General features: G+C 41.8%; 23 protein-coding genes. 18 read left to right on the forward strand and 5 right to left on the reverse strand.

All coding sequences use genetic code 11. The annotated features are described in order from the left end of the window. Positions 1–474: 474 nt before the first annotated feature. From MF4642_RS09990 to MF4642_RS10000, 3 genes are read left to right on the forward strand one after another with little or no spacing between them, the layout of a single operon-like run. Positions 475–1077, forward strand: a complete 603-nt coding sequence (locus MF4642_RS09990) for a PAAR domain-containing protein (protein WP_078426120.1) — start codon at positions 475–477, stop codon at positions 1075–1077. Positions 1078–1079: 2 nt separating this feature from the next. After that, positions 1080–1634 (forward strand): type VI secretion system amidase effector protein Tae4, encoded by a 555-nt coding sequence (locus MF4642_RS09995; protein WP_078426121.1) that lies wholly within the window; start codon positions 1080–1082, stop codon positions 1632–1634. Further along, complete coding sequence (locus MF4642_RS10000; protein ID WP_162841313.1) at positions 1634–2008, forward strand: hypothetical protein; 375 nt, start codon at positions 1634–1636, stop codon at positions 2006–2008. Before MF4642_RS09995 ends, MF4642_RS10000 begins: the two co-directional genes overlap by 1 nt. 156 nt (positions 2009–2164) lie before the next feature. Here MF4642_RS10000 and MF4642_RS10005 read toward each other — a convergent pair whose 3' ends face one another. After that, complete coding sequence (locus tag MF4642_RS10005; RefSeq protein ID WP_078426122.1) at positions 2165–2974, reverse strand: inner membrane protein YpjD; 810 nt, start codon at positions 2972–2974, stop codon at positions 2165–2167. A gap of 138 nt (positions 2975–3112) precedes the next feature. Between MF4642_RS10005 and ffh the strand changes: the two genes are divergently transcribed. Beyond that, positions 3113–4519, forward strand: a complete 1407-nt coding sequence (gene ffh / locus MF4642_RS10010; protein ID WP_004695248.1) for a signal recognition particle protein — start codon at positions 3113–3115, stop codon at positions 4517–4519. Between the two features lie 179 nt (positions 4520–4698). Then, positions 4699–5298: an RBBP9/YdeN family alpha/beta hydrolase gene (locus tag MF4642_RS10015; protein WP_078426123.1), complete on the forward strand. Its 600-nt coding sequence runs from the start codon at positions 4699–4701 to the stop codon at positions 5296–5298. On the opposite strand, the gene MF4642_RS10020 is transcribed toward MF4642_RS10015, so the two are convergent. Together MF4642_RS10020 and MF4642_RS10025 are read right to left on the reverse strand one after the other, a co-directional pair. Continuing rightward, positions 5289–6020, reverse strand: a complete 732-nt coding sequence (locus MF4642_RS10020; protein WP_078426124.1) for a type III pantothenate kinase — start codon at positions 6018–6020, stop codon at positions 5289–5291. The two genes, MF4642_RS10015 and MF4642_RS10020, sit on opposite strands and share 10 nt — an antisense overlap. 16 nt (positions 6021–6036) lie before the next feature. Next, a complete protein-coding gene (locus tag MF4642_RS10025; protein WP_078426162.1) occupies positions 6037–6792 on the reverse strand; it encodes a biotin--[acetyl-CoA-carboxylase] ligase in 756 nt (251 codons plus the stop codon). 28 nt (positions 6793–6820) lie between these two features. Here MF4642_RS10025 and MF4642_RS10030 point away from each other — a divergent pair, with 28 nt between their 5' ends. From MF4642_RS10030 to ligA, 5 genes are all read left to right on the forward strand, one after another. Beyond that, positions 6821–7624, forward strand: coding sequence for a sulfite exporter TauE/SafE family protein (locus MF4642_RS10030; protein ID WP_078426125.1), 804 nt, complete (start codon positions 6821–6823; stop codon positions 7622–7624). 159 nt (positions 7625–7783) lie between these two features. Next, complete coding sequence (locus MF4642_RS10035) at positions 7784–8479, forward strand: GntR family transcriptional regulator (RefSeq protein ID WP_004983028.1); 696 nt, start codon at positions 7784–7786, stop codon at positions 8477–8479. Between the two features lie 10 nt (positions 8480–8489). Beyond that, positions 8490–11942 carry a chromosome segregation protein SMC gene (smc, locus tag MF4642_RS10040; RefSeq protein WP_078426126.1) on the forward strand — a complete coding sequence of 1151 codons (3453 nt, stop codon included), beginning with the start codon at positions 8490–8492 and terminating at the stop codon, positions 11940–11942. A 4-nt stretch (positions 11943–11946) separates the two neighbouring features. Beyond that, positions 11947–12942, forward strand: a complete 996-nt coding sequence (locus MF4642_RS10045) for a cell division protein ZipA C-terminal FtsZ-binding domain-containing protein (RefSeq protein WP_078426127.1) — start codon at positions 11947–11949, stop codon at positions 12940–12942. 94 nt (positions 12943–13036) lie between these two features. Then, positions 13037–15076: an NAD-dependent DNA ligase LigA gene (gene ligA / locus MF4642_RS10050; RefSeq protein WP_078426128.1), complete on the forward strand. Its 2040-nt coding sequence runs from the start codon at positions 13037–13039 to the stop codon at positions 15074–15076. Positions 15077–15336: 260 nt separating this feature from the next. Here ligA and MF4642_RS10055 read toward each other — a convergent pair whose 3' ends face one another. Continuing rightward, a complete protein-coding gene (locus MF4642_RS10055; RefSeq protein WP_078426129.1) occupies positions 15337–16404 on the reverse strand; it encodes an SDR family oxidoreductase in 1068 nt (355 codons plus the stop codon). Between the two features lie 273 nt (positions 16405–16677). On the opposite strand from MF4642_RS10055, the gene MF4642_RS10060 reads away from it, so the two are divergent. The 5 genes from MF4642_RS10060 to ftn all read left to right on the forward strand — a co-directional run bounded on the left by MF4642_RS10060 (position 16678) and on the right by ftn (position 21811). Further along, complete coding sequence (locus MF4642_RS10060; RefSeq protein ID WP_078426130.1) at positions 16678–18819, forward strand: TonB-dependent receptor; 2142 nt, start codon at positions 16678–16680, stop codon at positions 18817–18819. Between the two features lie 73 nt (positions 18820–18892). Beyond that, positions 18893–19183 (forward strand): hypothetical protein, encoded by a 291-nt coding sequence (locus MF4642_RS16870; protein WP_161489510.1) that lies wholly within the window; start codon positions 18893–18895, stop codon positions 19181–19183. Next, the gene (locus MF4642_RS10065) at positions 19149–19442 is read left to right on the forward strand and encodes a hypothetical protein (protein ID WP_078426131.1); all 294 of its coding nucleotides are present in this window, start codon (positions 19149–19151) and stop codon (positions 19440–19442) included. The genes MF4642_RS16870 and MF4642_RS10065 overlap by 35 nt, the downstream gene beginning before the upstream one ends. A 3-nt stretch (positions 19443–19445) precedes the next feature. Then, positions 19446–21077, forward strand: a complete 1632-nt coding sequence (locus tag MF4642_RS10070; protein WP_078426132.1) for a PepSY-associated TM helix domain-containing protein — start codon at positions 19446–19448, stop codon at positions 21075–21077. A 269-nt stretch (positions 21078–21346) separates the two neighbouring features. Beyond that, complete coding sequence (gene ftn, locus MF4642_RS10075) at positions 21347–21811, forward strand: heteropolymeric bacterioferritin subunit Ftn (RefSeq protein WP_004695301.1); 465 nt, start codon at positions 21347–21349, stop codon at positions 21809–21811. 98 nt (positions 21812–21909) lie between these two features. Here the strand turns inward: ftn and MF4642_RS10080 are convergent, their stop codons facing one another. Next, positions 21910–22470, reverse strand: coding sequence for a peroxiredoxin (locus MF4642_RS10080; RefSeq protein ID WP_413772805.1), 561 nt, complete (start codon positions 22468–22470; stop codon positions 21910–21912). 163 nt (positions 22471–22633) lie between these two features. Between MF4642_RS10080 and MF4642_RS10085 the strand changes: the two genes are divergently transcribed. The 3 genes from MF4642_RS10085 to MF4642_RS10095 all read left to right on the forward strand — a co-directional run bounded on the left by MF4642_RS10085 (position 22634) and on the right by MF4642_RS10095 (position 25959). Further along, positions 22634–23380 (forward strand): hydrolase, encoded by a 747-nt coding sequence (locus tag MF4642_RS10085; RefSeq protein WP_078426134.1) that lies wholly within the window; start codon positions 22634–22636, stop codon positions 23378–23380. A gap of 105 nt (positions 23381–23485) precedes the next feature. After that, the gene (gene bioA / locus MF4642_RS10090; RefSeq protein ID WP_078426135.1) at positions 23486–24805 is read left to right on the forward strand and encodes an adenosylmethionine--8-amino-7-oxononanoate transaminase; all 1320 of its coding nucleotides are present in this window, start codon (positions 23486–23488) and stop codon (positions 24803–24805) included. After that, positions 24802–25959: an 8-amino-7-oxononanoate synthase gene (locus MF4642_RS10095; RefSeq protein WP_078426136.1), complete on the forward strand. Its 1158-nt coding sequence runs from the start codon at positions 24802–24804 to the stop codon at positions 25957–25959. Before bioA ends, MF4642_RS10095 begins: the two co-directional genes overlap by 4 nt. Positions 25960–25962: the final 3 nt, after the last annotated feature.

Below are 25962 nucleotides of genomic sequence, written 5' to 3' on the forward strand. Positions count from 1 at the left end.
AAAACACATAAATTAGATTTGACGGAAAATAAGACTTACTTCATTGGCGTTACTCTAAAATAGAACAAGGGAGGTGTAATAATTTTAACAAGTATAGCAGGTGGATAAAAAACGATCCATTTTATTATCTTTCTTATGTACTTAAGGTTTATCGATCAGTGCTATTGGTTAGGGAATATTGTCATACACTAGTCGATGCTTCCTGTAGATGTGAGTACAACCCGCAGGATTGAGATAGTTTGGCTTTTATGAATGTACGGATGAGTTTCACAGTGGTGCTATACGTTTTTAGTAGGGATGATAAGCAATAGAGAACTAAAATATTGTAAGGTGTTAGAAATTCTTTTAGCGTTATTTCGTATAAGCTTTATTATTTTAAATAGACCTGATATTGAGATAGAGTTCTCAAATTTTGTATCGTTTATTTTTATGCTTTAATATCCACATTCTTTTATTAAAAGTAAAAATTAAAAAATGAAAGCATTAATAACAGTTGGTTGTAAAACGGATCATGGTGGAATCATTGTTTTAGGAGATTTTTCTTTTTTAGTAGATGGTAAGGCTGTACATCTTGATGGAATGACACATTTTTGCCCTAAATGTAAAATTCAATCACGAGCAATTTCTTCTAATCAAGGTTTTATGACGGTTAGTGGGAGAAGTATTGTTGCTGTAGGTGACTCTTCTAGTTGTGGTTCAAAATATCTAAAAGCCTCAGATTTGGCTGTTATGAGTAATGGGTCCGGAATATCGAAAGTAAACACTCCAACATCTTCATTAACATCAAATTTTATTCAAAATAATGAAGAAAAAATAATTAATAAATTATATTGGAGCTATGGGGGGAATTATATCCCATTAGAAAACAAATCACGCTTTTTTGATGATTTAAACTTACATATAGAAACTACGGGTTATGAGATCGGTGAAAGTGTTGATGTGGAAATAAGTCCTGAATGTAAGGATTTAGAGACATTTAAGAAATTTAGTGTTTCATTAACTGTTGATAGTGACGGTAAAGGGTTATTAAAGAATGTTTTTCAAGGAAAAACTATAATTATTGATACGGAATATTAATCATGGCAGTTATAACAGCGACAGTTGGTGGGCAGTCTTCAACGGTACAAGCAAAAAGACCTTTATTTTTAAATTTATGGGAAAACTATCCTGTAAAAATGGCTGCTGGAGACGTTTATGCTTTAGTTGGTGGGCAAGCTTTCGCTTTATATGAAGAGAATTCACATCTAGAACAAAATCCTTATGCAAATGCCTGTGCTTTGAGGTTGAGTCGTTCTCTTAATTATGGAGGTATGCCAATTAAACAATCTACAAAGGGATACAAAGTCAAAGGTTCTGATAATAAGCCTTATTTATTAAGAGTTCGTGAGATGATCACTTTTGTCGAGCAAAATTTAGGTAAGGCTGATATAACGTTTAAACCACAAAACAATCAGGATGTATCTTCTCAATTACAAGGAAAAAAAGGAATTATTATTTTTAAAGTGTCAGGTTGGGGAGATGCTTCAGGGCATGTTACATTATGGAATGAAAGCGATTGTGGTGATAGTTGTTATTTTATTCATGATAGACCAAATGTCAGTACCACAGATATTCTTTTTTGGAACTTAAGATAATGAAATTTCTTTTAATCATATTCAGTTGTTTTATTGCAAGTTCATGTTATTCAAAAAAAATAGAAGTAGATATATTTAAAAAAGATGAAATTAATATTAAAAATTTTGGCTTTAGCTACTGTCTAACAAAAACTAAAGACAAAGTATTGCTTTCTGAATCTTCTCTAGCAATGGGAGGATATTTTCAAGAAGGCACGTATGAAGAGCCAGCATATAAAAATATAAAAATATTTGTTGATAGGTATATCAGTAAAAATAATGATGTCTATCAAAGTACAGGAAATACAGCAATACTGATGAATTGCCTTAGTATGTATAACTCCACTGAATATAATAAGCTCCTCGCGGAGCAAAATGGCTATTGGATCAAGTAAATGGTTATTAGATAAACTAAAATTAACGAAGTAAGTTATGTAAAAAAGAAAAGCCCAGCTTGGTCAAGCTGGGCTTTTCTTTTAGGTTATCAAGTTGCACATCTACTTTGTGAGTAGAGCTCTGTATCTTTAATTAAGCGAATTAAACAAAAGACTTTATCGACCTAAAATCATTTCCAATACAAACTTAGATCCGATAAAACCGACAGCCAACAAGAAGAATCCAATTAAGGTAAAACGAATCGCTTTTTGACCGCGCCAACCAAAACGGTAATGTCCGATGAGCAAAGCCCCATACACAAACCAAGAAATAATACTAAAAGCGGTTTTATGTGCCAGATGTTGGGCAAAAAAATTATCGATGGTAAAGAAACCAAACACCAACGCTACGGTCAGTAAAAGAAAACCCGTTTTAATCAAGTCAAACAGTAAAGACTCCATGGCTTGAAAAGAGGGCAGTAAGTTGACCCAAAAGCGTTTCTTTTGTTTGTTCTTTAACTCACGATCTTGGAACCATAAAATCACGGCTTGTATGGTTGCCATGAGTAGCACCGCATAGGCCGACAGCGATAAAATAATATGAATATCTAAACCCAATGAGCGCTGTTCAATAAATTGGGTAGACTGGCTAAAGGCAAAACCTAAAATGAGTCCTGTAGCGGCCACAGGAATGCCAATCAGGTTCAAAGCTAGAATTGGACGATAAGTGCTATAGAGTAGACTAAGTAACAGCATGAGCCCTGATGTAAATGACATTAAGACAAAAACGTCATAATTCACCCCCATCGGCGTGAGCATGTCATGGTACAAAACAGTTGCATGTAGCAATAAGCCTAAGTCTAAAATAATGCCAATAAACCAATGGTTTGGATCACGTTTAGCCATTAATTTGAGAAACAAATACCAAAAAGAGGTGGTATAAGCGACTAATGCTAAGATGGTGTAAACCAAGGGCAGGCTAATCATGTCAAACCTTTTTCAGGATGATGAATATTCATTTATATAAATTCGGTGCGAACTACAGTATCCTATAGCATTCTATGCATAAATTTTCTATTTTAAGAAAGATTTTTTTGCAACTAGCAATTTTAAGCGGATTTTGCAATGTTTGATACCTTAACGGAACGACTCACGCAGAGTTTAAGAAATGTTACTGGCTCTGGGCAGCTAACCGAAGACAATATTAAAGATACCCTACGTGAAGTACGTATGGCACTTCTTGAAGCCGATGTTGCACTTCCTGTAACTCGTGAATTTATCGCGAAAGTTAAGGAAGAGGCGTTGGGTCAAGAAGTCATGACTCAATTATCGCCGGGCCAAGCATTTGTTAAAATCGTGCATGACGAATTAACAAAAATGATGGGCGAGGCAAATGAAAGCCTTGATCTTGCAGCAAAACCTCCTGTTGTAGTCCTACTCGCGGGCTTACAAGGTGCAGGTAAAACAACAACGGCTGCAAAACTTGCTCGCTTCTTACAAGAACGCCAAAAGAAAAAAGTAGCGATGGTATCTGCCGACGTATACCGTCCAGCAGCAATTAAACAGCTACAAACCGTTGCAGGTGAAGTTGGCGCGATTTTCTTTGAATCGAGTGCTGACGAAAAACCGATTACCATTGCAACGCGTGCAATTGAACAAGCCAAAATTCAGTTTGCGGATGTCTTGATTGTCGATACTGCAGGTCGTCTACACGTAGACGATGAAATGATGGACGAGATCAAAGAACTTCATGCGGCAATTAAGCCAACTGAAACTTTGTTCGTGGTCGATGCAATGACCGGTCAGGATGCGGCAAATACAGCCAAAGCCTTCAATGATGCACTGCCATTAACGGGTGTGATTCTGACCAAAACTGATGGTGATGCACGTGGTGGTGCGGCGCTTTCAGTACGTGCAATCACAGGTAAGCCAATCAAATTCTTAGGTATGGGCGAAAAGCTTGATGCCTTAGAGCCATTCCATCCTGAACGTGTTGCACAGCGTATCTTGGGTATGGGTGACGTACTTTCTTTGGTCGAAGAGCTTGAACGTAAAGTCGACAAAGAAAAAGCCGAAAAAATGGCGAAAAAACTGCAAAAAGGCGGCAGCTTCAACTTTGAAGATATGCTAATGCAGTTTGAGCAAATGAATAAAATGGGCGGCATGATGGGCTTCTTGGATAAGTTGCCTGGCATGAGCAATGCAGGGATTCAAGATGCGTTGGCGCAAGCAAACCCAGAAAAGCAAGTGAAAAAGATGGAAGCGATTATCCAATCGATGACCATCAAAGAGCGTCGTAATCCAGACCTCATGAACCCAAGCCGTAAAAAGCGCATTGCAGCAGGCTGTGGCATGGATGTCGTTGAAGTCAATAAGTTGATTAAACAACATGCGCAAATGGCTAAAATGATGAAGAAATTTGCCAATCCATCGGGTATGGCAAAAATGATGAAATCATTAAGCGGTATGCAAAAACAGTTTGGTGGTGGCGGTGGAATGGGACCATTATTTGGTGGGAGCGATAAGAAGTAATCTGCTTCTAACTATTTCAGAAAAGGCGCGTTGAGCGCCTTTTTTTATGTTGTTTTCTGAGTTATGGAAATTATTGTGTGCGTTTTCAATACTCTCAATCAATAACAAAAACGCACTGTTTATGGCTTGAAAGTTGCGTAAAATTTATTCTTTTCAAACATTATAATAAGAAGTTGAAAATGAATGGATCAAAACAACATATCTATATTGTGCATGGCTATCAAGCATCGCCCAATGACCATTGGTTTCCGTGGCTAAGTCAAAAACTCAGTCAGATGGATCTGCATGCTGAAGTAAAACGCTTAGTGCTCCCGCACAGCGATGCACCACATTTCGAAGAATGGCAACAGGCTTTGGCCCTGCAAATGGCCACTTTGGATGAAAATACCATCATCATTGCGCATAGTTTGGGGTGTCTGGCGACTTTACATTATCTCAGTAGTAAACTGCGTGAACGTCGAATCAAAGCGATCTTTTGTATTGCGGGATTTAAAGCGGCTTTAAAAAGCTTACCTGAGTTAAGTGGTTTTATTGCGCAAGCGAAGTTGGACAGCGGGATACTCCACTCTCACATCGCTTCACGTGTGGTGATGTTTTCCAATAATGACCCCTATGTTCCACCGCCTTTGGCACTGACCTTTGGGCACTTTTTGAGTGCAGAGGTACTGGAGGTGAAACGTGCAGGGCATTTTATGCGGGAAAATGGCTATGCTGAATTTGAGCTACTGCTAAATACTTTAAAACCCCTTTTACAACAACAGGCGGTGGCTCAGGGTTGATGCTGAATATAATATTGCAGCCCTTTAAGTAATAAATCATTTTCAATGCATGGTGTATACTCTGCCAAATAGCGCGCAAATACAGGCGCATCACCGCCAGTTAGAATCAGTTGGCGTGGAGACTGTTGCAAGACTTTTTCAATGGTACTGACCAAACCGAGCAAAATCCCATGATGCACTGCGTCGATGGTATTACGACCGGGCCCAAGTTCATCAAAAGCCGCATCTGGAATTTTAATGCCTTTGGTGTTTTGGATCAGCGAGTCTCTTTGTAAGTAGAGGTTGGGTAAAATATAGCCGCCCAAATGTTGCAAACCATCCGCTAAGTCGATGGTCAGCGCAGTGCCACAGCTAATCACACAATAGTTCTGCTTAGGATCACGTGCGACGGCCAACACTTGCAACCAACGGTCAATCCCGAGTTGTTCAGGTTGTTCATAGCCGCATTGTAAGCCAGCATAGTTGGCCTGTACTTGAGCAAAGGTGATCGGCACATTTAAACTTTTTAAAAGTCTACGGATTCGGTCATTATTTTTTTTGTCCTGAACCGAAGAAACACCAATCTGTTGGATGTTTAAGTTTTTAAAATGCTGAATCAGACCTAAAAGCAAATCGGCAGGGGACTGTAAATGTAACTCAGCCCCTTGTTCCAAAATTTGATCTTCCTGCGTAATCCAATACTTCAGACGAGTATTACCAATATCTAACCATAAATTTTTCATGATGATGCTCAATCATTTAAACAGGGATCATTGGGCGTAAACGGCCTTGATAAAAGCTTTCAACACCATTGGCGGTCTGAATTTGTACCGCACCATCATCTTGAATGCCTAAGAAGATGCCTTGAGACAGACCCTTCATATGTTCAAATTCAACTTGTTGCTGCATAAATGCTGCGTAATGATTGAAACGAGAAGCCAAATTTGCACTGTTATGGGTGAACCATAGGCCTGCCTGTTGAATCGCTAGATATAGTTCCGCCATTAAGCGAATTCGCTCTGCTTGGGCTAAACCCAGCTGTTCAAGTGAGCTGGTGGCTTGATCAAGCTGGGTATCTTCGACTTGGTTGATGTTGATGCCCACCCCAATAATAGCTTGGTGGCTTGACAGTGGTTCAACTAAAATTCCGCCCCATTTACCTTGAGCACTGTAAAGGTCATTCGGCCATTTCACTTGCAGAGCAAGGCCTTGCAAACTCGGCATTTGCAAGATATTTAACGCAATTTCTAAAGCCAAGCGCCCATCTATAGGTGTTTTGGTTTGTAGCAATGTGCTTAAATAGATGTTTCCTTCAGGAGAAACCCATTGTCGTTGACGCTGTCCACGACCTTGAGTTTGTCGTGTACTGCAGACCAAAACGCTCTGAATCCCTTTTTGCGCAATTTCACGCACATCATCATTGGTGGATGTGGTAACTGGCTTAAGCAATAAAACTTCAGGAAGTTGCTGTGCTTCAGCGAGAAGCTGTTGTAATTGGCGTGTCTCTAAATCCATATGAATCTGAGAAAAGTGAAAAATGATCATGGAGTTAATCATATATTTACTGATTGGCGCAATCGCTGGTTTTGCTGCGGGGCTATTTGGGGTCGGTGGTGGACTTATTATCATCCCGATTTTATATGTGGTGTTTACTCATCTAAACTATGACCCGAGTGTCATTATGCACATGGCGGTTGGTACATCACTGGCGACCATTATTGTCACGTCAATGAGTTCCGTGAGTGCGCATCATAAACGCGGGGCAATGTTATGGTCTGTGTTTCGCAATTTGGCTCCTGGTTTAGTCATGGGTGCTTTTTTAGGTGCGGGCATTGCAGACTATATGTCGGGACATGGCTTACAACTGCTGATCGGTTTTTTTGCAGTGTGGGTGGCGTACAAAATGTTTAGTGGCGCACATGTTGAGGTCGATCCATCGCGTCAGTTGCCCTCTACAGGCAAACAGTTATTTGTCGGTGCAGGCATTGGTGTGGCTTCTGCGATCTTTGGCATTGGTGGGGGAAGCTTGACGGTGCCGTACTTAAACCGTCATGGTGTGGTTATGCAAAAAGCAGTAGCGACGTCTGCGGCTTGTGGTTTACCAATTGCAGTGGCTGGAGCTTTAGGTTTTATGTGGTTTGGGCACCAAGCTGAAGTAAATGTACCGAATACCATTGGTTATATTCATGTCTATGCCTTTTTCGGGATTGCGCTGATGAGTTTTATCACTGCCAAGTTTGGGGCAAAAGTGGCGCATCTTTTATCGCCTGCGATGTTGAAAAAGTGTTTTTCTGGTTTGTTGGTGGTAGTTGGTTTATATTTTATTTATCAAGGGTTTAGTTCTTAATTTCTTTGACAATGTTGTGTGCGTTGCTGTTGATTGGCATTATAGACGGTAAAATTGTTAGACAATGACATAGTGTTTAGCGTTTAAGATCGGGTAAAACCTAAAAATAGGTCACTAAAGACCATGGATTGCATCTTATAAAAACAAGTTAGGAACAGTATGCAAGCACATGATACAGAGAGTTTGTCCGAACAAATTGCCAAGCACATCAGTGAACAAATCATTCGCGGTGAGTTGGTCGAAGGTGAGCGCATACAAGAATTACGTATTGCCGCTGAACTGGATGTGAGTCGCGGCTCGGTGCGTGAGGCCTTGTTACTGCTTGAACGTACACATCTGATTGAAATCTACCCGCGCCGCGGCGCTATAGTCTCTGAAATGTCCGCTCAGCAAGTGCGCGCCTTGTTTGACACCAGTAGTCTGCTGTTGGGGCAAATTGTGCAACGCATAGCGGAGACATGGCGCAGCTATGAAGCGGAACGTTTACAGCTGCTATTGGATGAGTTGGGGAATCAGCTGAAACAGGGCAGTATCGAAAAATTTTATGATTTGATTTTTGAAGGATTGGCGCGCCAGCATGAAATGGTGGGCAATGCTTATTTGATGAAGTTTTACCAAGAACTGTTACCCTCGATACGGCGGAGCTATTTTTTAACCTTAAATACTTCGCGTAGAGAGTTACAAGAATCTTATGATTTATTTAAACTGGTGACTGATGCGGTTTTAATCAGAAAATCACAACAAGCTACTTTATTTATGGAAGATTTTTGTCGACACTTACGTAACTTGGTGTTGGAATCTCTGACCCGAATGAAACAAATTGAACTTGCGTGGGCGAGACGCTCACGACGTTAGTCAGGACATTATGCGTTTAAGCAGTTTAAAACTTTCCGGCTTCAAATCTTTTGCCGACAGTACCACATTACACTTTAAAGATAACCGCACAGCAGTGGTTGGGCCGAATGGTTGTGGTAAATCCAATGTGATCGATGCTATTCGCTGGGTCATGGGCGAATCCAGTGCGCGTCAGTTGCGTGGTGGTAGTATGCAGGATGTCATTTTTACAGGTACGGCAAAGCGTAAACCTGTCAGTGTCGCGAGTGTAGAACTGCGTTTTGACAACACCTATGGCAAGTTAGGCGGTAGCTATAATGCCTATACTGAACTGGCGGTCAAACGTCAGGTTAACCGAGATGGCAAGTCTGAATACTTTTTAAATGGTACTAAGTGCCGTCGTCGGGACATTACCGATATATTCTTAGGCACAGGTTTAGGGCCACGTTCTTATTCGATTATTGAACAGGGCATGATCAACCGTTTGGTCGATGCGAAACCTGAAGAAATGCGGGTTTTTATTGAGGAAGCTGCAGGAGTTTCACGTTATCAAGCACGTCGCCGTGAAACTTTATTGCATTTGGATCACACTACGCAAAATTTATCGCGTTTAGAAGATATTGCCTCTGAATTAAGATCACAGTTAAAAACTTTAAAACGTCAGGCTGAAACCGCGATTCAATACAAAACACTGGAAAGCCAAATTCGCACCATTAAAGTCGAAGTTTTATCTTTTCAGTGTGAACAAAGCAGCCGTTTACAGCAAGAATATACGCTGCACATGAATGATTTAGGTGAGCAGTTCAAGCTGGTGCGTTCAGAGTTAACCACTTTAGAGCATGATTTGACTTCGACCAGTGAACTATTTCAACGCCTGATTCAGCAGTCCACGCCACTACAGAGTGAGTGGCAACAGGCAGAGAAAAAGCTGGCTGAGCTGAAAATGACTTTGGAACAAAAGCAGACACTGTTCCAGCAAAACACCACCACTTTGGCACAGCTTGAACAGCAGAAGGCGCAAACCAAAGAACGTATGCAACTGATCGAGCTGCAACTGGAAAGTTTGCACGAACAAAATGAGCTTCATACCGAACAGTTACAACAGCAAGAAAGTCAAAACCAACAGCAAAGCCAAGGTTTAACGGATTTAAAAGCACAGCAGCAACAGTTGCTTCAACAGTTTGAACAAGTCAAAAGTTTGGTTGAAAAACAGCAGCAACAAAAAACGCAAATGTTGGCGCAAAGTGAACAGTTGGCCAAAAACATTTTACGCTTTGAACAGCAAAAGCAAATTTTAGAGCAGCAAGCGGCGCAAATTCAAAACCAAAGCCAGTTGGATGCGATTGATCAACTGTTACATGCCAAGCAAGATGCTGAGGCACAGCAGTTACAACGTGAGCAAAGTATCATTGAGGTGCAGTTGCAGCTGGATGATTTGCGTATCCAACATCAAGCTGCTCAAACTGAGTTGAATCAGCACAAAGCAGATATACAGGTTTTAAGTGCCGAGCAGAAGCATCTAAAGCAGTTGTTGGTCAAAGTCAGTGCCTTAAAAAATAGTGATCATCCACAGTTGATGCATGTGCTGCAGCTTAAAGATGCGGCTAAAACCCATGCCGTGCTGGTCGAAAAATTCTTAGCCAAATGGCTTTCAGCGCATTGTTTGGACAACAGCGATGCATTCACCGATGCCGTTGCACGTCAGTTAACGCCTCAGCCGCATGTTGAACTGATCGAAATTGCAGGTTGCGATAGCCTAGCCAGTTGGATTGAATCGCCGCAATCCTCTTTGTGGCAGCAGGTGGGTGTGACCACCAACTTAAAACAAGCCCTAGCGCTGCAAAAGCAATTGAAAGATGGTCAGTCTCTTCTGAGTTTAGACGGTTACCATGTCGGCGTGGACTGGGTGATTGGTTTGGATTATGACGAAGCAAGCCAAGCTGGACAGGGTGCGTTAAGCCATCGGATTCGTTTAGATGAAATTGAACAGAGTCTTGCTGAAAAAACGGGACTTCTGACCCAGCTTGAAACGAAAACTACCGAGCTTCGTACTCAAGTCCAAGCGGTGGATGAACAGTTAAAAGCGGATCAACAACTGTTGAAAAAAGAAGTTCAAGCGACGCAGCAGATTGATTTGAATATTGCCAAAGTGCAAAGTACCAACCAAGCCTTTGAAGTGCAAAAGCAACAATTGGCCAATCAACTGGCGCAGTTAGACAGTCAGCTTGAAGAAGATGCCATGCAAAAAGATGATCTGGAGATTGATCTGCATGCATTGAATATTAAGCTCGAGCAAAACTTGCCAAACTACAAAACCATGCAGTTCCAAGTGGAGTCTTTGACTGAGCAACTGGATGATAGCCAGCAGCAGGCGCAGCAGGTTTGGCAAGCACTTGAAATGGTGCGTCGTCAGGCGGTGCAAACCACACAGCAGATTGAACTGTTAGAAAAAGACAGTACTTTCTTAAAAGCGCAGTATCAGCAAATATTGTCACAGATGGAGCAGGCCAAAAAGTTTATTGACCCTGTACAACTTGAGCTGCCTGCATTGGAAAGCCAGTTTAGCGAACAAGCACAGATTACTGAAAAGCTGCAAAAGACATGGTCTGAATGGCAAGTTGAACTGAATGCAGTGCAAGAGCGCCAGCAAAGTTTGACCGAACACCGTCATCAACAGCAACAACAAGATGAAAAGCTGAGAACCCAGTTAGAAGAGAAGCGTTTGGCATGGCAAGCGGCAAAGTCAGACTTACAACATTATTCTGAACAGCTGAAAGAGATGAATGTTGAAGCTATTGAGGGTTTGAACATTGAGATCAGCAGCCATCAACAGATTTTAGAAAAAGCACAGCAGCAGTTTGAGAAATTGGGCGCCGTCAATTTGGCGGCTTCAGAAGAATATGAAGAAGTATCAAAACGTTTTGAAGAGTTGAGCCATCAAATTCAAGATTTGGAAAATACCGTTGAGCAGTTGCGTGCTGCAATGAAAAGTATTGACCAAGAAACCCGTAAACTGTTCATGAGCACTTTTGATCGGGTTAATACCGAACTACAAGATCTGTTCCCGAAAGTTTTCAATGGTGGAGAAGCGAGTCTGACTTTGGAAGATGACTGGCAGTCTGGGGTTAAACTCATGGCCCGTCCGCCAGGCAAACGCAATAGCTCTTTGGCGTTACTTTCAGGGGGAGAAAAAGCCCTGACGGCATTGGCCTTGGTGTTTGCGATTTTCCGCCTCAACCCATCGCCATTTTGTGTTTTGGATGAAGTAGATGCACCTTTGGATGATGCGAACGTGGGAAGATTTTGTAATCTTGTAAAAGAGCTTTCTGAACAGGTGCAATTCATTTACATTACCCATAATAAACTCGCAATGACGATGGCGACCGACTTGTTAGGTGTTACGATGCCTGAACCGGGAACATCAAAATTAGTGACTGTAAATTTAGAACAGGCAAAAGAATACGGTTTAGTCGCGGAGGCCTAATAAGATGGAATACACAACAATTATTGGTATCGTCATAGCAGTGATCATTATGCTGTTTGGGGTTCGAATGATTTTTCGAAAGCCGGCAGATGCAGCGCCTTCACTTGAGTCCGCATTGCATATCGATGCTGACAGTCAAAAACCGATTATCCCGCGTCACGTACGTGATCAACTGCAAACGGCATCAGTTGAAGAGGCTGAACGTAAAGAGCCGACTTTAAACGAAAACTCTGTAGAAGAGACACTGTCTGAAAAAGCCGAACCGAAAGCTTTGGATGCAGACAGTGTGCTCGAAAGCAGCAGTACTGAACCAAGTTTGGATGCGTCAGCTGAGGTAGAAAATAAAGCAGTAGACTTAGTCGCTCCTGAAAATGCTGTAGCAGATGCAACGGAATTAACGACTGAAAGTGCAAGCTCCTCGCTTGTTGATGACCAAGCAAAAGCGGATAAAGCTGAATTTAGTTTAAATGCCAACGTCGAAAAAGCTGAAATTTCAGAGTTTGACGATGAAAGCAGCATTTTAGATGCACATTTGTATGAGCAGAAAATTGTCGATGATGAAAGTGCCTTAGCCACAGCAGAGTCGTTTATTGCCTTGAATGTTTATCCTGAGCGTCGCGCGTTGTCTGGTGAGAAAACTTTAAAAGTTTTAATGAAGTATGGTTTACGTTTTGGTGAAATGTCTTGTTTCCATCGCTATAACGAAGATGGAACCAAGTTACTGTTCTCTGTGTTGCAAATTACCGATACAGGTATGGATGGTTTTGACTTGGAAAATCTGTCAACCGATCCAATTAAAGGCTTGGCATTTTTCTTGGCCTTACCACACCGTGACGTGCAAAATGCCTTTGACACCATGGACAGTATTTCACGTTTAATTGCCCGTGAAATCGATGGAACGGTTTATGATCAAAATAACCAAGAGTTCACGCCACAACTGCGTGAGCATTGGCGCCACTTGGCGATTGATTACCGTGCTGGACAAGCAATCGATGCTTAATCTGATTGAAAGCAGCGGTAACGATTTCTATAATAGACAGTAGAAATACAATTTTTAGGGCGGAACAAAGACCGCCCTTTTTTATGGTGAAATTATGACTCAACCTTCGACTGTCGTTGCGCAAATGCGTCAACTGATCCAAATTTTGGCACAGCATAATCATGCTTATTATGTGATGGATCAGCCGACCATTTTAGACAGTGAATATGATCAGCTCTTTCATCAACTGAAAGCTTTAGAAGAACAATACCCTGAGTGTATTCAGCCAGACAGCCCGATCAATAAAGTCGGTGGTAAACCTTTGGCGAAGTTTACTAGCGTGACGCATGTGGTACCGATGCTGTCCTTAGGTAATGTGTTTAATCAAGAAGAACTCTTTGCCTTTGCACGCCGTGCAGAAGAACGTTTGCCGAATCAAACGATTCAATATGATGTCGAGCTGAAGTTTGATGGTCTTGCGATTTCACTGTGGTATGAACATGGCGTGCTGGTGCGTGGGGTAACGCGTGGTGATGGTGAGACAGGGGAAGACATTACCCAAAACGTCAAAACCATTCGTAACTTGCCGAAGGTGTTGAGTACAGATCAGGGCGAAGTACCTACGCTACTGGAAGTTCGTGGTGAAGTTTTGATGCCTAAAGCAGGCTTTGAAAAGCTCAATGCAGAAAACGAAGCCAAAGGTGAGAAGACTTTTGCCAACCCACGTAATGCCGCAGCTGGAAGTCTACGTCAGTTAGACCCGAATATTGCGGCTTCGCGTCCACTTGCATTTTATGCTTATGGTATTGCGCAGTGTGAACCAAATCATGGTCAAAGCACCATGTCGGAAAGTCTAGCGTGGTTGCAACAGTTTGGTTTTGCAGTTGGTGAGCGTCATTTTGTCTGCGATAGTATTCAAGAAGTTCAAGCTGTTTATGAGCAAATCAATGCGGAACGACCACAATTGAGTGTGGAAATTGACGGCATGGTGATTAAGGTCAACAGTCTCAAACAACAGCAACAGCTCGGTTTTTTAAGTCGTGAACCGCGTTGGGCAACGGCTTATAAATTCCCTGCGGTGGCTGCGCTCACCACGGTTGAAAATATTGACTGGCAAGTGGGGCGTACAGGTACATTGACCCCTGTGGCGCGTTTGAATCCTGTTGCTGTGGGCGGCGTGACCGTTTCAAATGTGACCTTGCATAATATTGGGGAAATTCACCGTTTAGATGTGCGAATTGGCGATACTGTCAGTGTTTACCGTAGTGGTGATGTGATTCCCAAAGTGGAAAAAGTGTGGCCTGAATTCCGTCCTGTCGATGCGACTGAAGTTGAACTCCCGAGCCAATGTCCCGTGTGTGAATCGCCAGTGGTGATGCCCGAAGGTGAAGCTTTAGCACGTTGCTCAGGTGGTTTGTATTGTGCCGCACAGCGTATTGAGGCAATTCGCCACTTCGTGTCACGTAAAGCTCTTGATATTGAAGGTTTGGGTGATCGTTGGGTCGAATCATTGTTACATCTTGATTTGCTTAAAGATGTGGCTGATATTTATCACCTACACGAGCACCGAGAAAAACTATTAACCATTGAAAAAATGGGTGAGAAGTCCGTTCAGAACTTGATTGATTCGATTGAAAATAGCAAGAAGACCACCTTGGCTGCATTTATTTATGCACTGGGGATTCGTGGGGTGGGTGAAACCACAGCACGTATGTTGGCCAATACTTTCCAAACTTTAGATGCGCTACGTGTTGCAGACATTGACGCTTTAAAGAAAACTCCAGATGTGGGGGATATCACGGCGGAGTGGATTGTCGATTTTTTCCAAGCACCACATAATCTTGAAGTTTTAGACCGATTATTGGCGGCAGGTATTCACTGGGACGCGCCTGTGGCACCAAGTCGCCAACCTCTAAATGGAGAAAGTTGGGTCGTGACGGGTACACTCAGTACGATGGGGCGTGATGAAGCAACACAGCTCCTACAAGCACTGGGCGCACGTGTCAGTGGTAGTGTGTCGAGTAAAACCAAGTGTGTTGTTGCAGGTGAAAAAGCAGGTTCAAAGTTGGATAAAGCAGAGAAGCTTGGGATCGCTGTGATCAATGAAGCTGAGTTTATTCAACTGATGAAAGATTATGGCCAGTTAGAGGTTTAGATTTTTAACTCATTTATAATCAGAAATATGATACTCGATAACGTCATCTGCAACCTGTGTGGTGTAAATAAGCTAATGTTTCTGCGACATATTTCTGATAAATCCAAAAGTGAACATGTTTTGCCTACTTTTGCCAAAACAAAAGTAGGGCCAGCTGCAGGCTGATGATGAAATGGGGTGAGAACTTGATAAGACTCCGCCAAGATCATTGCTTTTCAATGAGCTGGAGGAATATTTAAGTCAAACTTAGGTTGTTTATTTCAGGGAATATATTGCTTAATGACACCGTCATCGAGCAATTGTTGGAAGTGCTCAACGAGGCTTTCTTTGACATCTCGGTACTCTAAACCCAATTCTTTTTGGCTCTTGTTCGCATCAAAATAAATTGGATAACCCATATTCAGCTCAACAAACTCGCGGCTAAAACCAATGAATGGACCAATCACCTTAAAGGCTGCTTTGGGCAGTTCATTTCGTGGAAATGGAAACTTCCAACCAAAATGTGCTTTAAGCAATTGACCGATTTCAAGCAGACTTAAAGTTCCACCACTTACGATGTAACGACCCGTTGCTTCTAGGTTGAATGCTGCTTGTAAGTGTGCTTCAGCAACATCTTGAACATCGACCACACCATTCCACATAGGTGGGACACCAGCTAAAGTCAAACCATTGGTAAACTGTTGTAAGACCTCAATTGAGCCTGACTGTGTATTTGGTGTCAATGAACGACCAAAGACCAACGCAGGGTTAATGCAGACCAACTGCCAACGATCTTGTGCCTCAGCCATTTCCCAAGCTTTACGCTCAGCCATCACTTTAGAGTAGGGATACGGCTGATGGGTCTCAGAACTGCTGCTGTTCCAGTGACTTTCATCAAAAGTATTATGGTCTGTTTTTAAAATATCAATGGCATCGCCATAGGTCGACGCAATACTCGAAGTGACAATGACACGTTTAACGGACTCGATTTCATTGACAGTGTTTAAGACATTTTCTGTGCCCAAAACAGCAGGTTCAATGATGTCTTTCACCGCATCTTTATAGTTGGTGACTACGAAAGGAGAGGCCATATGAAAAACAATTTCACAGTCTTGCATCGCTTCTTTAAAGGAATTGGGCTCGAGCAAATTGGCTTTAAAGAGTTTCAGTGTTCCGGCACTGCTGTCTGCAATTTTAGATAAATGCGCGAAGCTTTGGGTTTTGTTCAAGTCACGTACAGTGGCATGAACGGTATACCCTTGGGTTAATAATTTTTGAATCACCCAACTGGCAATATAACCCGATGCACCTGTAACCAGTACCGGTGCTTGTGTTGCTAAGTTTGTCATAGATTACCCATTGTTGTTTTAAGTATTGGCTTAGTGTAAACGTGAATGCCATGAAAGTCTTTGCCTATGGGGTGAACAGGTGTCTGACTTATGCGTCATTTTATAATATTGCACCACACTGTATTGAAAATGAGCGAGTAGAACGTATTTTTTGAAGTAACCTTAAATTTGTATTTTAGATCAGATAGATAAGTCAAATGATAAAATACAATAAATAATGATAATTATTTTACATATAATAATGATTCTCATTAAAAATAAGTGTTGTTTAAAATGAAATCCTTCTCTAAGAAAATTCTTGCAAGCTCTGTTGGGCTTTTGATGATGGGTGGAGGCTGTTTACAGCTTGCTTTTGCAGAGGAGGTTTCAGTTTTACCTGCCTTAAAATCAGAAGCGCAATCACAACAAGGCTATGCCGATGGTAAATTGGCGAAGGCGGCTAACTTGGGTGCTTTAGGGAATAAGTCAGCGATTGATACACCATTTACGGTTTCTACTTATACAGAGCAACTGATTCGTGATCAACAAGTATCTACAGTGGGGGAAGTTTTAGAAAATGATGCCAGTATTCGTGCGACGACCAATCAAGGTCATTTAAACGAAAACTTCCAAATTCGTGGTTTTAGTGTCGGCTATGATGATATGGCTTATAACGGGTTATACGCTGTAGCTCCTATGGGACGTATACCAACAGATTTACTAGAATCGGTGACAGTATTGAAAGGGCCGAATGCTTTGGTTGCAGGTATGGCACCAGCAGGAAGCGTTGGCGGAGTAGTGATTGCTAATTCTAAACGTGCCGACCAAGATCTAACACGTATTTCGACGTCATTAGAAGATGAGAGTTATTATAAAACCAATGTAGATGTTTCTCGTCGTTTTGGTGACCAAAAACAATTTGGCGTTCGTGTAAACGGCACATATGGAGACGGTGAGCATCTTATTGAAGGTATGGATGATCGTTTAGCACTGGGTTCGATTGCAGCAGACTATACGACCGATAAATTAAAACTAAACTTTGATGCTTATGCCATTCGTGAAAACCGTGATAATGGTTCACCTGCAATGGTCTCTATGCAAAAAACAGGCGTAGTTGCTGCACCAAAGGGTGATAATAATTACTTTGATCAAATTCATGGGGAAACCTATAGCCGTTATGCGGGCTTAAATGGAGAATATAAATTCACTCCTGATACCAAGGTTTTTGCAGGTGTGGGTTATGTTGAAAAAGGTTATTCGGGCCATATTTTTGGTACGCGTATGATCTTGCAGAACAGTGCAGGTGATGCAACTTCGCAGTACTATCGAGTCGCATCTAAAGAAAATAACCTAAGTGGTAATACGGGTATTGAAACTAAATTCAATACAGGCGCCATTAAACATACCCTTGGGTTACGTGCAGATTATGTGCATCGCGAATACGATCAACACTCTCGTGCGACAAGTTCATCATTTACAACGAATCTTTATAATCCTAACTCGAACGGGACAATGCCAACGACCTATCCAACAATTGTACCTTATGAAGATGATAAATTCATGAGTTATACTTTGACGGATCAAATTTCAATGTTGGATGACAAATTTCAGTTGATTTTGGGTGCTCGTTATCAAGATATGCAGTTAGAAAGTCTCACTACAGATGTGAAATACGATGAAAATAAGCTTTCACCAAGTTTAGGCATCGTAATCAAACCGTTTGGAGAAAATTTATCTTTCTATGCAAGTTATGTTGAAGGTTTATCAAAAGCAGACTCAGTAACTTCTACCGCGGATGTGAATGAAGGAAAACTGTTTAAGCCTTACGAAACGAAGCAATATGAAGTGGGGACAAAGTATCAAGCTGGTTCTTGGTTAAATAGCTTGGCACTTTATCAAATTGAAAAACCGACTCTGATCACAACAGCTTTGGCGACAGCGGTTAATGGTAATACACAGATCACTGAAGACGGTGGGGAAAGTCGATCACGTGGTATTGAATGGTCCTTCTCAGGGAATTTGACTGAGGACTTAAATCTACTGGGAAGCATGGCTTATATTGATGCTGAATATACAAAAGGTTCTACAAGCACCACTGATATTTCAGGCAATACGATTTATGGTGTGCCAGACTTTACTGCCTCATTAGGCTTGGATTATGCCGTACATGTGGTAGATGGTTTAAATGTTAATGCTCGGGCTAACTATGTTAGTGAACAATATTTAGATAGTTTGAATACCTATAAACTTCCTGACTATACTATTCTTGATGTTGGTGCGCGCTATAAAACAAAACTGGGTGGTGTAAACACGACTTTCCTAGCCAATGTCGATAACGTGACTAATAAAAAATATTGGGAAGGTGTGTTCAACTCTTACTATGCAACGGTTGGTGGTGCACGTACCTATAAACTTGGCGTCACTTTCGATTTCTAATTTTTATGATCAGCCCATTGCGATGCAGTGGGCTTTTTTATGTCTGAATGCTGTCTCATTTAAGTTGAACGCAATGATGAAATTTCTCGGTTTATTCCTGTGCTGCGGTGGTTGTGTACTGCTGTATTTGACCCATCCTAATCAAACGGTTCTTAAACAGGCTGTGGCGAAAAAGTATCGTTGGGTCGGGTGGTTTGCTTTTATTTTGGCATTGGTTCTTTTACTGGCGGTATTACCAAAACTGGTGGCGGTGTTGATGTGGTTACTGATGCCATTGGTGTTGTGGTCAGCACTACCATTTATTCCTTTATTACATGGGGCTTTGACGCATGAGGTTACTACGCGATCAAAAGATACAACCTGACTGGTGGACGAAAAGCTTTGCAGGAGCAGTTCTTGGACTCAGCCTAGCTTTCGCTTTAGCTGCATTAATCACAATGTGGGGACTGCAATCTGAGTATCGTAGTCTTGCTCCACAGTTAGGGATGTGGTCGATTCCGTGGATTTGGTTACCACTCTTTTTCGTGGCCTATTTTATTCCACGTGGATGGCAGTCCATTGTGATTTATCTGTTTTTCAATATCGTGGCTTACACACTTGTGTTTTGGCTCAGAGGGCAATAGGGCATGAAGGTACGTACAGATATTCTCCGACTGGCCAAAGAGTTACATACGTGGGTAGGAATTTGTGCAGGCATTCTCTTGTTCATTTGCTTTTTTGCAGGTGGACTGAGTATGTTTCAGCATGATTTGAGTAAGTGGGCAACGCCACCGCAACAAAGTTTAAATACGGTTGAATTCCATCAGTACAACGATTTGGTGTCACAGGTACAGCAGCATTATCCTGAAGCTCAAAAAAGCTTTCAGATCAATTTAAACTCCAAAGAGTTTCATTATGCCCCGATTCAGTGGCAACCTGCGCAAAGTCAAGTACATGATGATCATGCCTTTGATACCGATCAAAGCGCGATGTTAGCAACACTGAAACCAGATGGGACTTTACAGGTTGAACAAGAAAACTTATCTAAACTGGGTTGGTTGATTGAACAGCTGCATGAAACCGCAGGCATTCCGGGGATGCTTGGGCATCATACACTCGGTGTTTATGTGATGGGTGTGGTTTCGGTCTTATATTTTTTGGCGCTAATGACAGGTTTAATCATCCTCTTGCCGACGTTGGTCAAAGACTATTTTGCGATACGGCAAGGTAAGAACAAAAAACGTTTTTGGCTCGATGCGCATAATGTGATTGGCATTACCAGTTTACCGTTTCATATTTTGATTAGTGTGACGGTGATTGTTTTTGCATTTCATGATTTATTTTATGATGGCTTGGGGCAGTTGGTCACCAAAGGTAAACCACTGTTTGAACGTCCCGCTGCGGTGCAGATTGCAGATCCGGTGCCTCAACTGGATGTTGAAAAAATACTCTTAAAGGTACAGCAACAAGCACAGGGCTATGAGGTCTCGTCTGTAAGCTTTAACAATCTAGACCAACCTGCCAAGGCATCGGCACGCGTCAGTTTATATAGTCCAGATCAGATGTTACGCGGTGATAACTTCGACGTGATGTTCTTCAATCCTTATCAGCCTGCACCCTATAGTACAGCCAATTTAAATACCCAAAGTTCTGGTCTAGATCAACTGATTCGATCGATGTTCAGTTTGCACTTTGGTAACTATGGCGGAGATTTTACCCGTTGGTTGTATTTGGCCTTGGGTCTAGGCGGAGCATTTTTATTTTACTCAGGCAATATTCTATGGATTGAATCGCGTGTAAAGCGACAAAAAAATCCAAATTTAGCACCACCTACACAGCGTAAAGATGTGCAATTCGTTGCAAACTTAACCATAGGGGCATGTTTGGGAACGGTCTTTGGCATTGTTATGAGTATGTTGATCGGGCGTTGGGCCTATGTATTCAGTCCTGAGCTACACAGTATCAATGCATGGTTTATGTATATCTATTATGCGATTTTTATCTTCAGTTTAATGCTGAGCTTTGTACTGGGCGCGGCACGAGCATTGCCAACGTTATTGCTGTCGATTGTGATTGTTTTACTGCTTACGCCTTTGACTTCTGCTATAGCACTGCTCTTACCTGAGATTGGATTATGGTCATCTTCTTCCTCTTTATGGTGGATTGACGTCTTTGCTATTCTTTTTGCAGGGTTATTTTTCCGTTTTTATCGCCAAGCTCAGGCCCGAGTCCAGTCCGCAGGAGTGGGTTCTCTTTGGTCCGTTGCTCAGAACAAGTGAAAGAAGGAATACCGTTCCAAGGCTGAAATAAGAAGCATTTTTAATGGTTACAAAATGAAGCACAGGGCGGTTCAAGCCTAAAAAACCTTTGCAAAAAGGATAAAGTTTTGCAAAGGCTTCTTTTATAACTATTATTTTGATGATTCATACTGCAAATGCGTATGTTTCTCATTTTAATTTTATAAAAATCATAAACTTACATAATTTATCTTTTGCAAAGTGAATTAAATGTGTCCATAATAGTTGCATTAGAGAATGGAGATTTTGAAATGCGTGGCAATCCTGAAGTCGTAGACTACTTAAATATGTTGATCGGTGGAGAGTTGGCTGCACGCGATCAATATCTCATTCATTCACGCATGTATGAAGATTGGGGCTTAAGCAAAATCTTTGAACGTATCGATCATGAAATGCAAGAAGAAGCACAACATGCAGATGCGATTATTCGCCGTGTTTTGTTTTTGGAAGGTACACCGAATATGCAACGTGATGACGTTGAAATTGGTGAAGATGTGGTTTCATGCTTAAAAGCCGATTTAAAGCTTGAATACCATGTACGTGAAAAATTAGCGCAAGGCGTAAAATTGTGTGAAGAAAAGGGTGATTACATTACCCGTGACATGTTACGTCAGCAAATGTCAGATACTGAAGAAGACCACACTTATTGGTTAGAAAAACAATTACGTTTAATCGAGTTGATTGGTCTGCAAAACTACATTCAGTCTCAAATGTAAGAGATACATGCCACTTTATGTAAAAAGTGGCATGTATATTTACATGTTGAGTAATTAAAAAGCCTTTGAATCAATGTTCGAAGGCTTTTTTGTATGGGTTATTTTTTAGAGAATTTTTGAATATCTGCCAATACTTGTCCTGCATGGGTTTGGGTGTTTACACTGCTGTAGTGATAGATCACCGTACCTTGTGGGTCAATCAGAAAGGTTTCACGTTTCGCAATTTTTGCGATGCCTAAGTTGCGCACGATGCCGAGTTGATTTGCCAGTTGATGATTGTTATCAGCCAAAATAGGGAAATTTAGCCCCAATTTTTTAGAAAATTTTTGATGTGACTGTACATCGTCCAAACTCACGCCTAAGACCACCGCATTATTTTTGCTAAATTGTGGGTAGAGTGCTTTGAACTGATTGGCTTCTTGGGTGCAGCCCGGCGAGTCATCTTTCGGATAAAAATATAACACCACCCATTTGCCTTGATATTGTTTGAGCTCATGCCATTTGGCATTTTGATCTTGTAACTTAAAACTCGGTGCGGGCTTGCCTACCCATTGTTTTTGGTCTGATGAAGCGCTTGAAAAAGCCGGTGCTGCATAAGTGGCGCTACTGATGGCACAGAAACTACCTAGCAAAATTAAGCTAATCGTTGCCATTTGCATTATTTTCATTGTGTAGGCTGTCCAGAAATGTATTCCATCGATCTTAGCAAATTTTAAGGCACTAAAGTGCTGAGATTCTGGTGTCTAAATCTGAATTATTTATTTAAATTTACTGTTCATTCAAAGGGCTTGCTTTGCAACGGAGTCTGAGGTTTTATACTGTTTGAAATTTACAGTTTTAGAGTCTGCATTGAATCAACGTATTTTACTCATCACGGGCTGGGGTGGTGGAGCCAAGTTACTGCAACCTTTAACTCATGCTTTGCAACATAAAGGTCATTCGGTTGAGCTGATCAATATTTTTAATGGATTGGATGCGCAAGTATTGCAGCAACATGCTGAACAAGCCAAAGATTTTGATGTCATTATAGGTTGGTCTTTGGGGGGGCAACTGGCAACTTTATTGGTCGCGGCTGTTGAACAGCAGTATCAACAGCAAAAAGTGTTAATCACTCTGGCTTCAAATCCGTGCTTTGTGGCGCATGAAAACTGGCCAACTGCGATGAGTCCAGCGACATTTCAAAGCTTTAAACAATCCTTCGAAGCAGATGCGATTGCAACCTTAAAGAAATTTGGATTTATGGTGTGCCAGGGGACAGCAACCACCAAGCAAGATTTTTTGCAGTTGCAAAGTTTGATTCAGCCTCAGTCTTTAGATCTTTTAAGACAGGGACTCAATTGTTTAGAGTATTTAAATACGGTTGAGATCTTACAAAATTATACGGGACATCAACTCCATCTATTGGCCAAACAAGATTTTTTAGTTAGCTACAAAGTCTTGGATAATTTAAAAGCTTTAGGTGCAAATTTTTTAGATGCGATGCTTTTAAGTGGTTCACATGGACTTCCAGTTTTTCATGCCGATGACGTAACTGACAAAATCTGCCAATATTTACAAAAAATGGATTAAACAATTCGCTGAGTGGCGAATATCGCAATTTCTTTTTGATGCGCGCAGGTTTAAGATCAGTCAAATTGAAATTTTGCTGTAACTGTAGTCGATATGGAGTTAAGGATGACTGAGATCAATGCCAAATTGGATGGTGAGTTGGATGACTTAGCATTTGATCGGGAACATATTTGGCATCCTTATACCTCGATGACCAATCCGCTCCCCACCTTTAAAGTTAAAAAAGCCTTTGGCTCAACCATTGAACTAGAAGACGGGCGTCAGCTGATTGATGGAATGTCTTCGTGGTGGTGCACCATACACGGCTATAACCATCCTGAACTGAATCAGGCGGTGACAGACCAACTGCAAAACATGTCACATATTATGTTTGGTGGCTTTAGCCATGATCCCGCCATTCAACTGGGTAAATTACTGTTGCAAATCACCCCGCCAAGTTTAGATAAAATTTTCTATGCAGACTCGGGTTCTGTTGCGGTTGAAGTGGCGTTAAAAATGGCAGTTCAGTATTGGACTTCGCTTGGGAAACAAGACAAAACCAATTTTGTCACCCCGCGTTCGGGCTACCACGGTGACACGTGGAATGCGATGTCGGTCTGTGACCCTGTCACAGGGATGCATCAAATTTTTGGCTCAAGCTTACCCAATCGTATTTTTGTTCCTGCACCGCAAGTTGCCTTTGATGCAGCCTGGGATCAGAAGGACATTCGTGAGCTTGAAAACATCTTAGCTGCACAGCATGAAAGTATCGCCGCGCTGATTATTGAGCCGATTGTTCAGGGTGCAGGAGGGATGCGTTTTTATCATCCTGAGTACTTACGACAGGCCAAATTGCTCTGTGAAAAATATGGTGTTTTACTGATTTTTGATGAAATTGCGACGGGTTTTGGGCGTACGGGGAAACTCTTTGCTTGGGAGCATGCACAGGTCGAACCTGACATTATGTGTATGGGTAAAGGTTTGACAGGCGGCTATATGACTTTGTCAGCAACCTTAACCACAAAGCATATTGCTGAAACCATCAGTCGAGGCGAAGCGGGCGTATTTATGCACGGCCCAACGTTTATGGCCAATCCCTTGGCGTGTGCAGTAGCGGCGAAAAGTACAGAACTCCTCATTTCACAAGATTGGCAAAGCAATATTCAACGCATTGAAACACAACTTCGTACCGCCTTGGCCCCGTTGCAGTCACTTGAATATGTCCATGAAGTTCGTGTATTGGGGGCCATTGGTGTGGTTGAGCTGACGTTTAATGTGGATATGAAGACCTTGCAACAGGAGTTTGTCCGCCGTGGTATTTGGGTGCGACCATTTGGAAAACTGGTTTATGTGATGCCCCCTTATGTGATTACCTCACAGGAACTGAAGACCTTGCTTGAGCAACTGGTTGAAGTGGTAGCGCAGATGCAGGAGCCTGTTGTATGAGGCATGTAGAGCATTTTGCAGCGCAGTTGGATATCCTTAAACAGCAAGGCAATTTGCGCCGGTTTACGTCCAATGTGCAGCAAGGGCGGATGATTCGAATCAATGATCATGAGATGTTGAATTTGGCATCGAATGACTATCTAGGATTGGCTGCAAATATCGAATTACGAGAACAGTTTTTCGATGAAACACCAAATGCGCAGCGCTGGATGAGTTCAGCTTCTTCACGCTTATTGACGGGTAATTTTCCTGAATATGAACAGTTTGAGGCCAGTCTAAGTCAGGCTTTTCATGGTCGCGCTGCTTTGGTATTCAACAGCGGCTATCACATGAATATTGGTATTTTACCTGCGTTAGCGGACAGCAAAACTCTAATTCTGGCTGATAAATTAATCCATGCTAGCATGATTGATGGCATTCGTTTATCGACAGCGAAGTTGGTACGTTATCGCCATAATGACTTGGCACATTTAACCCAACTTTTACACAAGTATCATACCGATGATGCTTTTGAGCGAATTATTGTGGTGACCGAGTCCATTTTTAGTATGGATGGTGATGAAACTGATTTGGCTGAATTGGTCCGCATCAAAAAACAGTTTGAAAAAGTCATGCTCTATGTCGACGAAGCACATGGTATTGGTGTGCGTGGTGAGCAAGGTTTGGGTTGTGCCGAGCAATATCAAGTGATTGATGAGATCGACTTTTTGGTTGGTGCTTTGGGTAAGGCTATGGCTTCAATCGGCGGCTATCTGATTTGTCATCCTGTGATTCGAGACTATCTGATCAATACGATGCGCCCATTGATTTTTAGTACGGCACAACCGCCGATCTGCATGGCGTGGAGCAACTTTATCTTGCAACAAGTCTTGCAGTTAAATAATGCACGTCAGCATTTACACAGTATCAGTCAGCGCCTACAGCAAGCAGTTCAGGCCAAAGGTTTTGATTGTCCATCAACGTCTCAAATTGTCCCTGTGATCATCGGTGATTCGAGCAAAACGGTGGAGAAGGCGAAAGCTTTGCAACAAGCAGGTTTTTATATTATGCCTGTACGACCACCGACTGTGCCGCAGCATAGTTCTAGACTACGTATTTCCTTGACCGCTCAAGTTCGCCATACTGATTTAGATCAGTTGATTCAGTTGTTGTGAGTG

The sequence above is a fragment of the Acinetobacter sp. MF4642 genome, from assembly GCF_002018925.1.
Lineage (GTDB): Bacteria > Pseudomonadota > Gammaproteobacteria > Pseudomonadales > Moraxellaceae > Acinetobacter > Acinetobacter johnsonii.

Bases quoted from the DNA above. Each gene is read 5' to 3' on its own strand.
- MF4642_RS09990 (WP_078426120.1), top strand. From the start codon at position 475: ATGAAAGCATTAATAACAGTTGGTTGTAAAACGGATCATGGTGGAATC.
- MF4642_RS09995 (WP_078426121.1), top strand. From the start codon at position 1,080: ATGGCAGTTATAACAGCGACAGTTGGTGGGCAGTCTTCAACGGTACAA.
- MF4642_RS10000 (WP_162841313.1), top strand. From the start codon at position 1,634: ATGAAATTTCTTTTAATCATATTCAGTTGTTTTATTGCAAGTTCATGT.
- MF4642_RS10005 (WP_078426122.1), bottom strand. From the start codon at position 2,974: ATGATTAGCCTGCCCTTGGTTTACACCATCTTAGCATTAGTCGCTTAT.
- ffh (WP_004695248.1), top strand. From the start codon at position 3,113: ATGTTTGATACCTTAACGGAACGACTCACGCAGAGTTTAAGAAATGTT.
- MF4642_RS10015 (WP_078426123.1), top strand. From the start codon at position 4,699: ATGAATGGATCAAAACAACATATCTATATTGTGCATGGCTATCAAGCA.
- MF4642_RS10020 (WP_078426124.1), bottom strand. From the start codon at position 6,020: ATGAAAAATTTATGGTTAGATATTGGTAATACTCGTCTGAAGTATTGG.
- MF4642_RS10025 (WP_078426162.1), bottom strand. From the start codon at position 6,792: ATGGATTTAGAGACACGCCAATTACAACAGCTTCTCGCTGAAGCACAG.
- MF4642_RS10030 (WP_078426125.1), top strand. From the start codon at position 6,821: ATGGAGTTAATCATATATTTACTGATTGGCGCAATCGCTGGTTTTGCT.
- MF4642_RS10035 (WP_004983028.1), top strand. From the start codon at position 7,784: ATGCAAGCACATGATACAGAGAGTTTGTCCGAACAAATTGCCAAGCAC.
- smc (WP_078426126.1), top strand. From the start codon at position 8,490: ATGCGTTTAAGCAGTTTAAAACTTTCCGGCTTCAAATCTTTTGCCGAC.
- MF4642_RS10045 (WP_078426127.1), top strand. From the start codon at position 11,947: ATGGAATACACAACAATTATTGGTATCGTCATAGCAGTGATCATTATG.
- ligA (WP_078426128.1), top strand. From the start codon at position 13,037: ATGACTCAACCTTCGACTGTCGTTGCGCAAATGCGTCAACTGATCCAA.
- MF4642_RS10055 (WP_078426129.1), bottom strand. From the start codon at position 16,404: ATGACAAACTTAGCAACACAAGCACCGGTACTGGTTACAGGTGCATCG.
- MF4642_RS10060 (WP_078426130.1), top strand. From the start codon at position 16,678: ATGAAATCCTTCTCTAAGAAAATTCTTGCAAGCTCTGTTGGGCTTTTG.
- MF4642_RS16870 (WP_161489510.1), top strand. From the start codon at position 18,893: ATGATGAAATTTCTCGGTTTATTCCTGTGCTGCGGTGGTTGTGTACTG.
- MF4642_RS10065 (WP_078426131.1), top strand. From the start codon at position 19,149: ATGAGGTTACTACGCGATCAAAAGATACAACCTGACTGGTGGACGAAA.
- MF4642_RS10070 (WP_078426132.1), top strand. From the start codon at position 19,446: ATGAAGGTACGTACAGATATTCTCCGACTGGCCAAAGAGTTACATACG.
- ftn (WP_004695301.1), top strand. From the start codon at position 21,347: ATGCGTGGCAATCCTGAAGTCGTAGACTACTTAAATATGTTGATCGGT.
- MF4642_RS10080 (WP_413772805.1), bottom strand. From the start codon at position 22,470: ATGCAAATGGCAACGATTAGCTTAATTTTGCTAGGTAGTTTCTGTGCC.
- bioA (WP_078426135.1), top strand. From the start codon at position 23,486: ATGACTGAGATCAATGCCAAATTGGATGGTGAGTTGGATGACTTAGCA.
- MF4642_RS10095 (WP_078426136.1), top strand. From the start codon at position 24,802: ATGAGGCATGTAGAGCATTTTGCAGCGCAGTTGGATATCCTTAAACAG.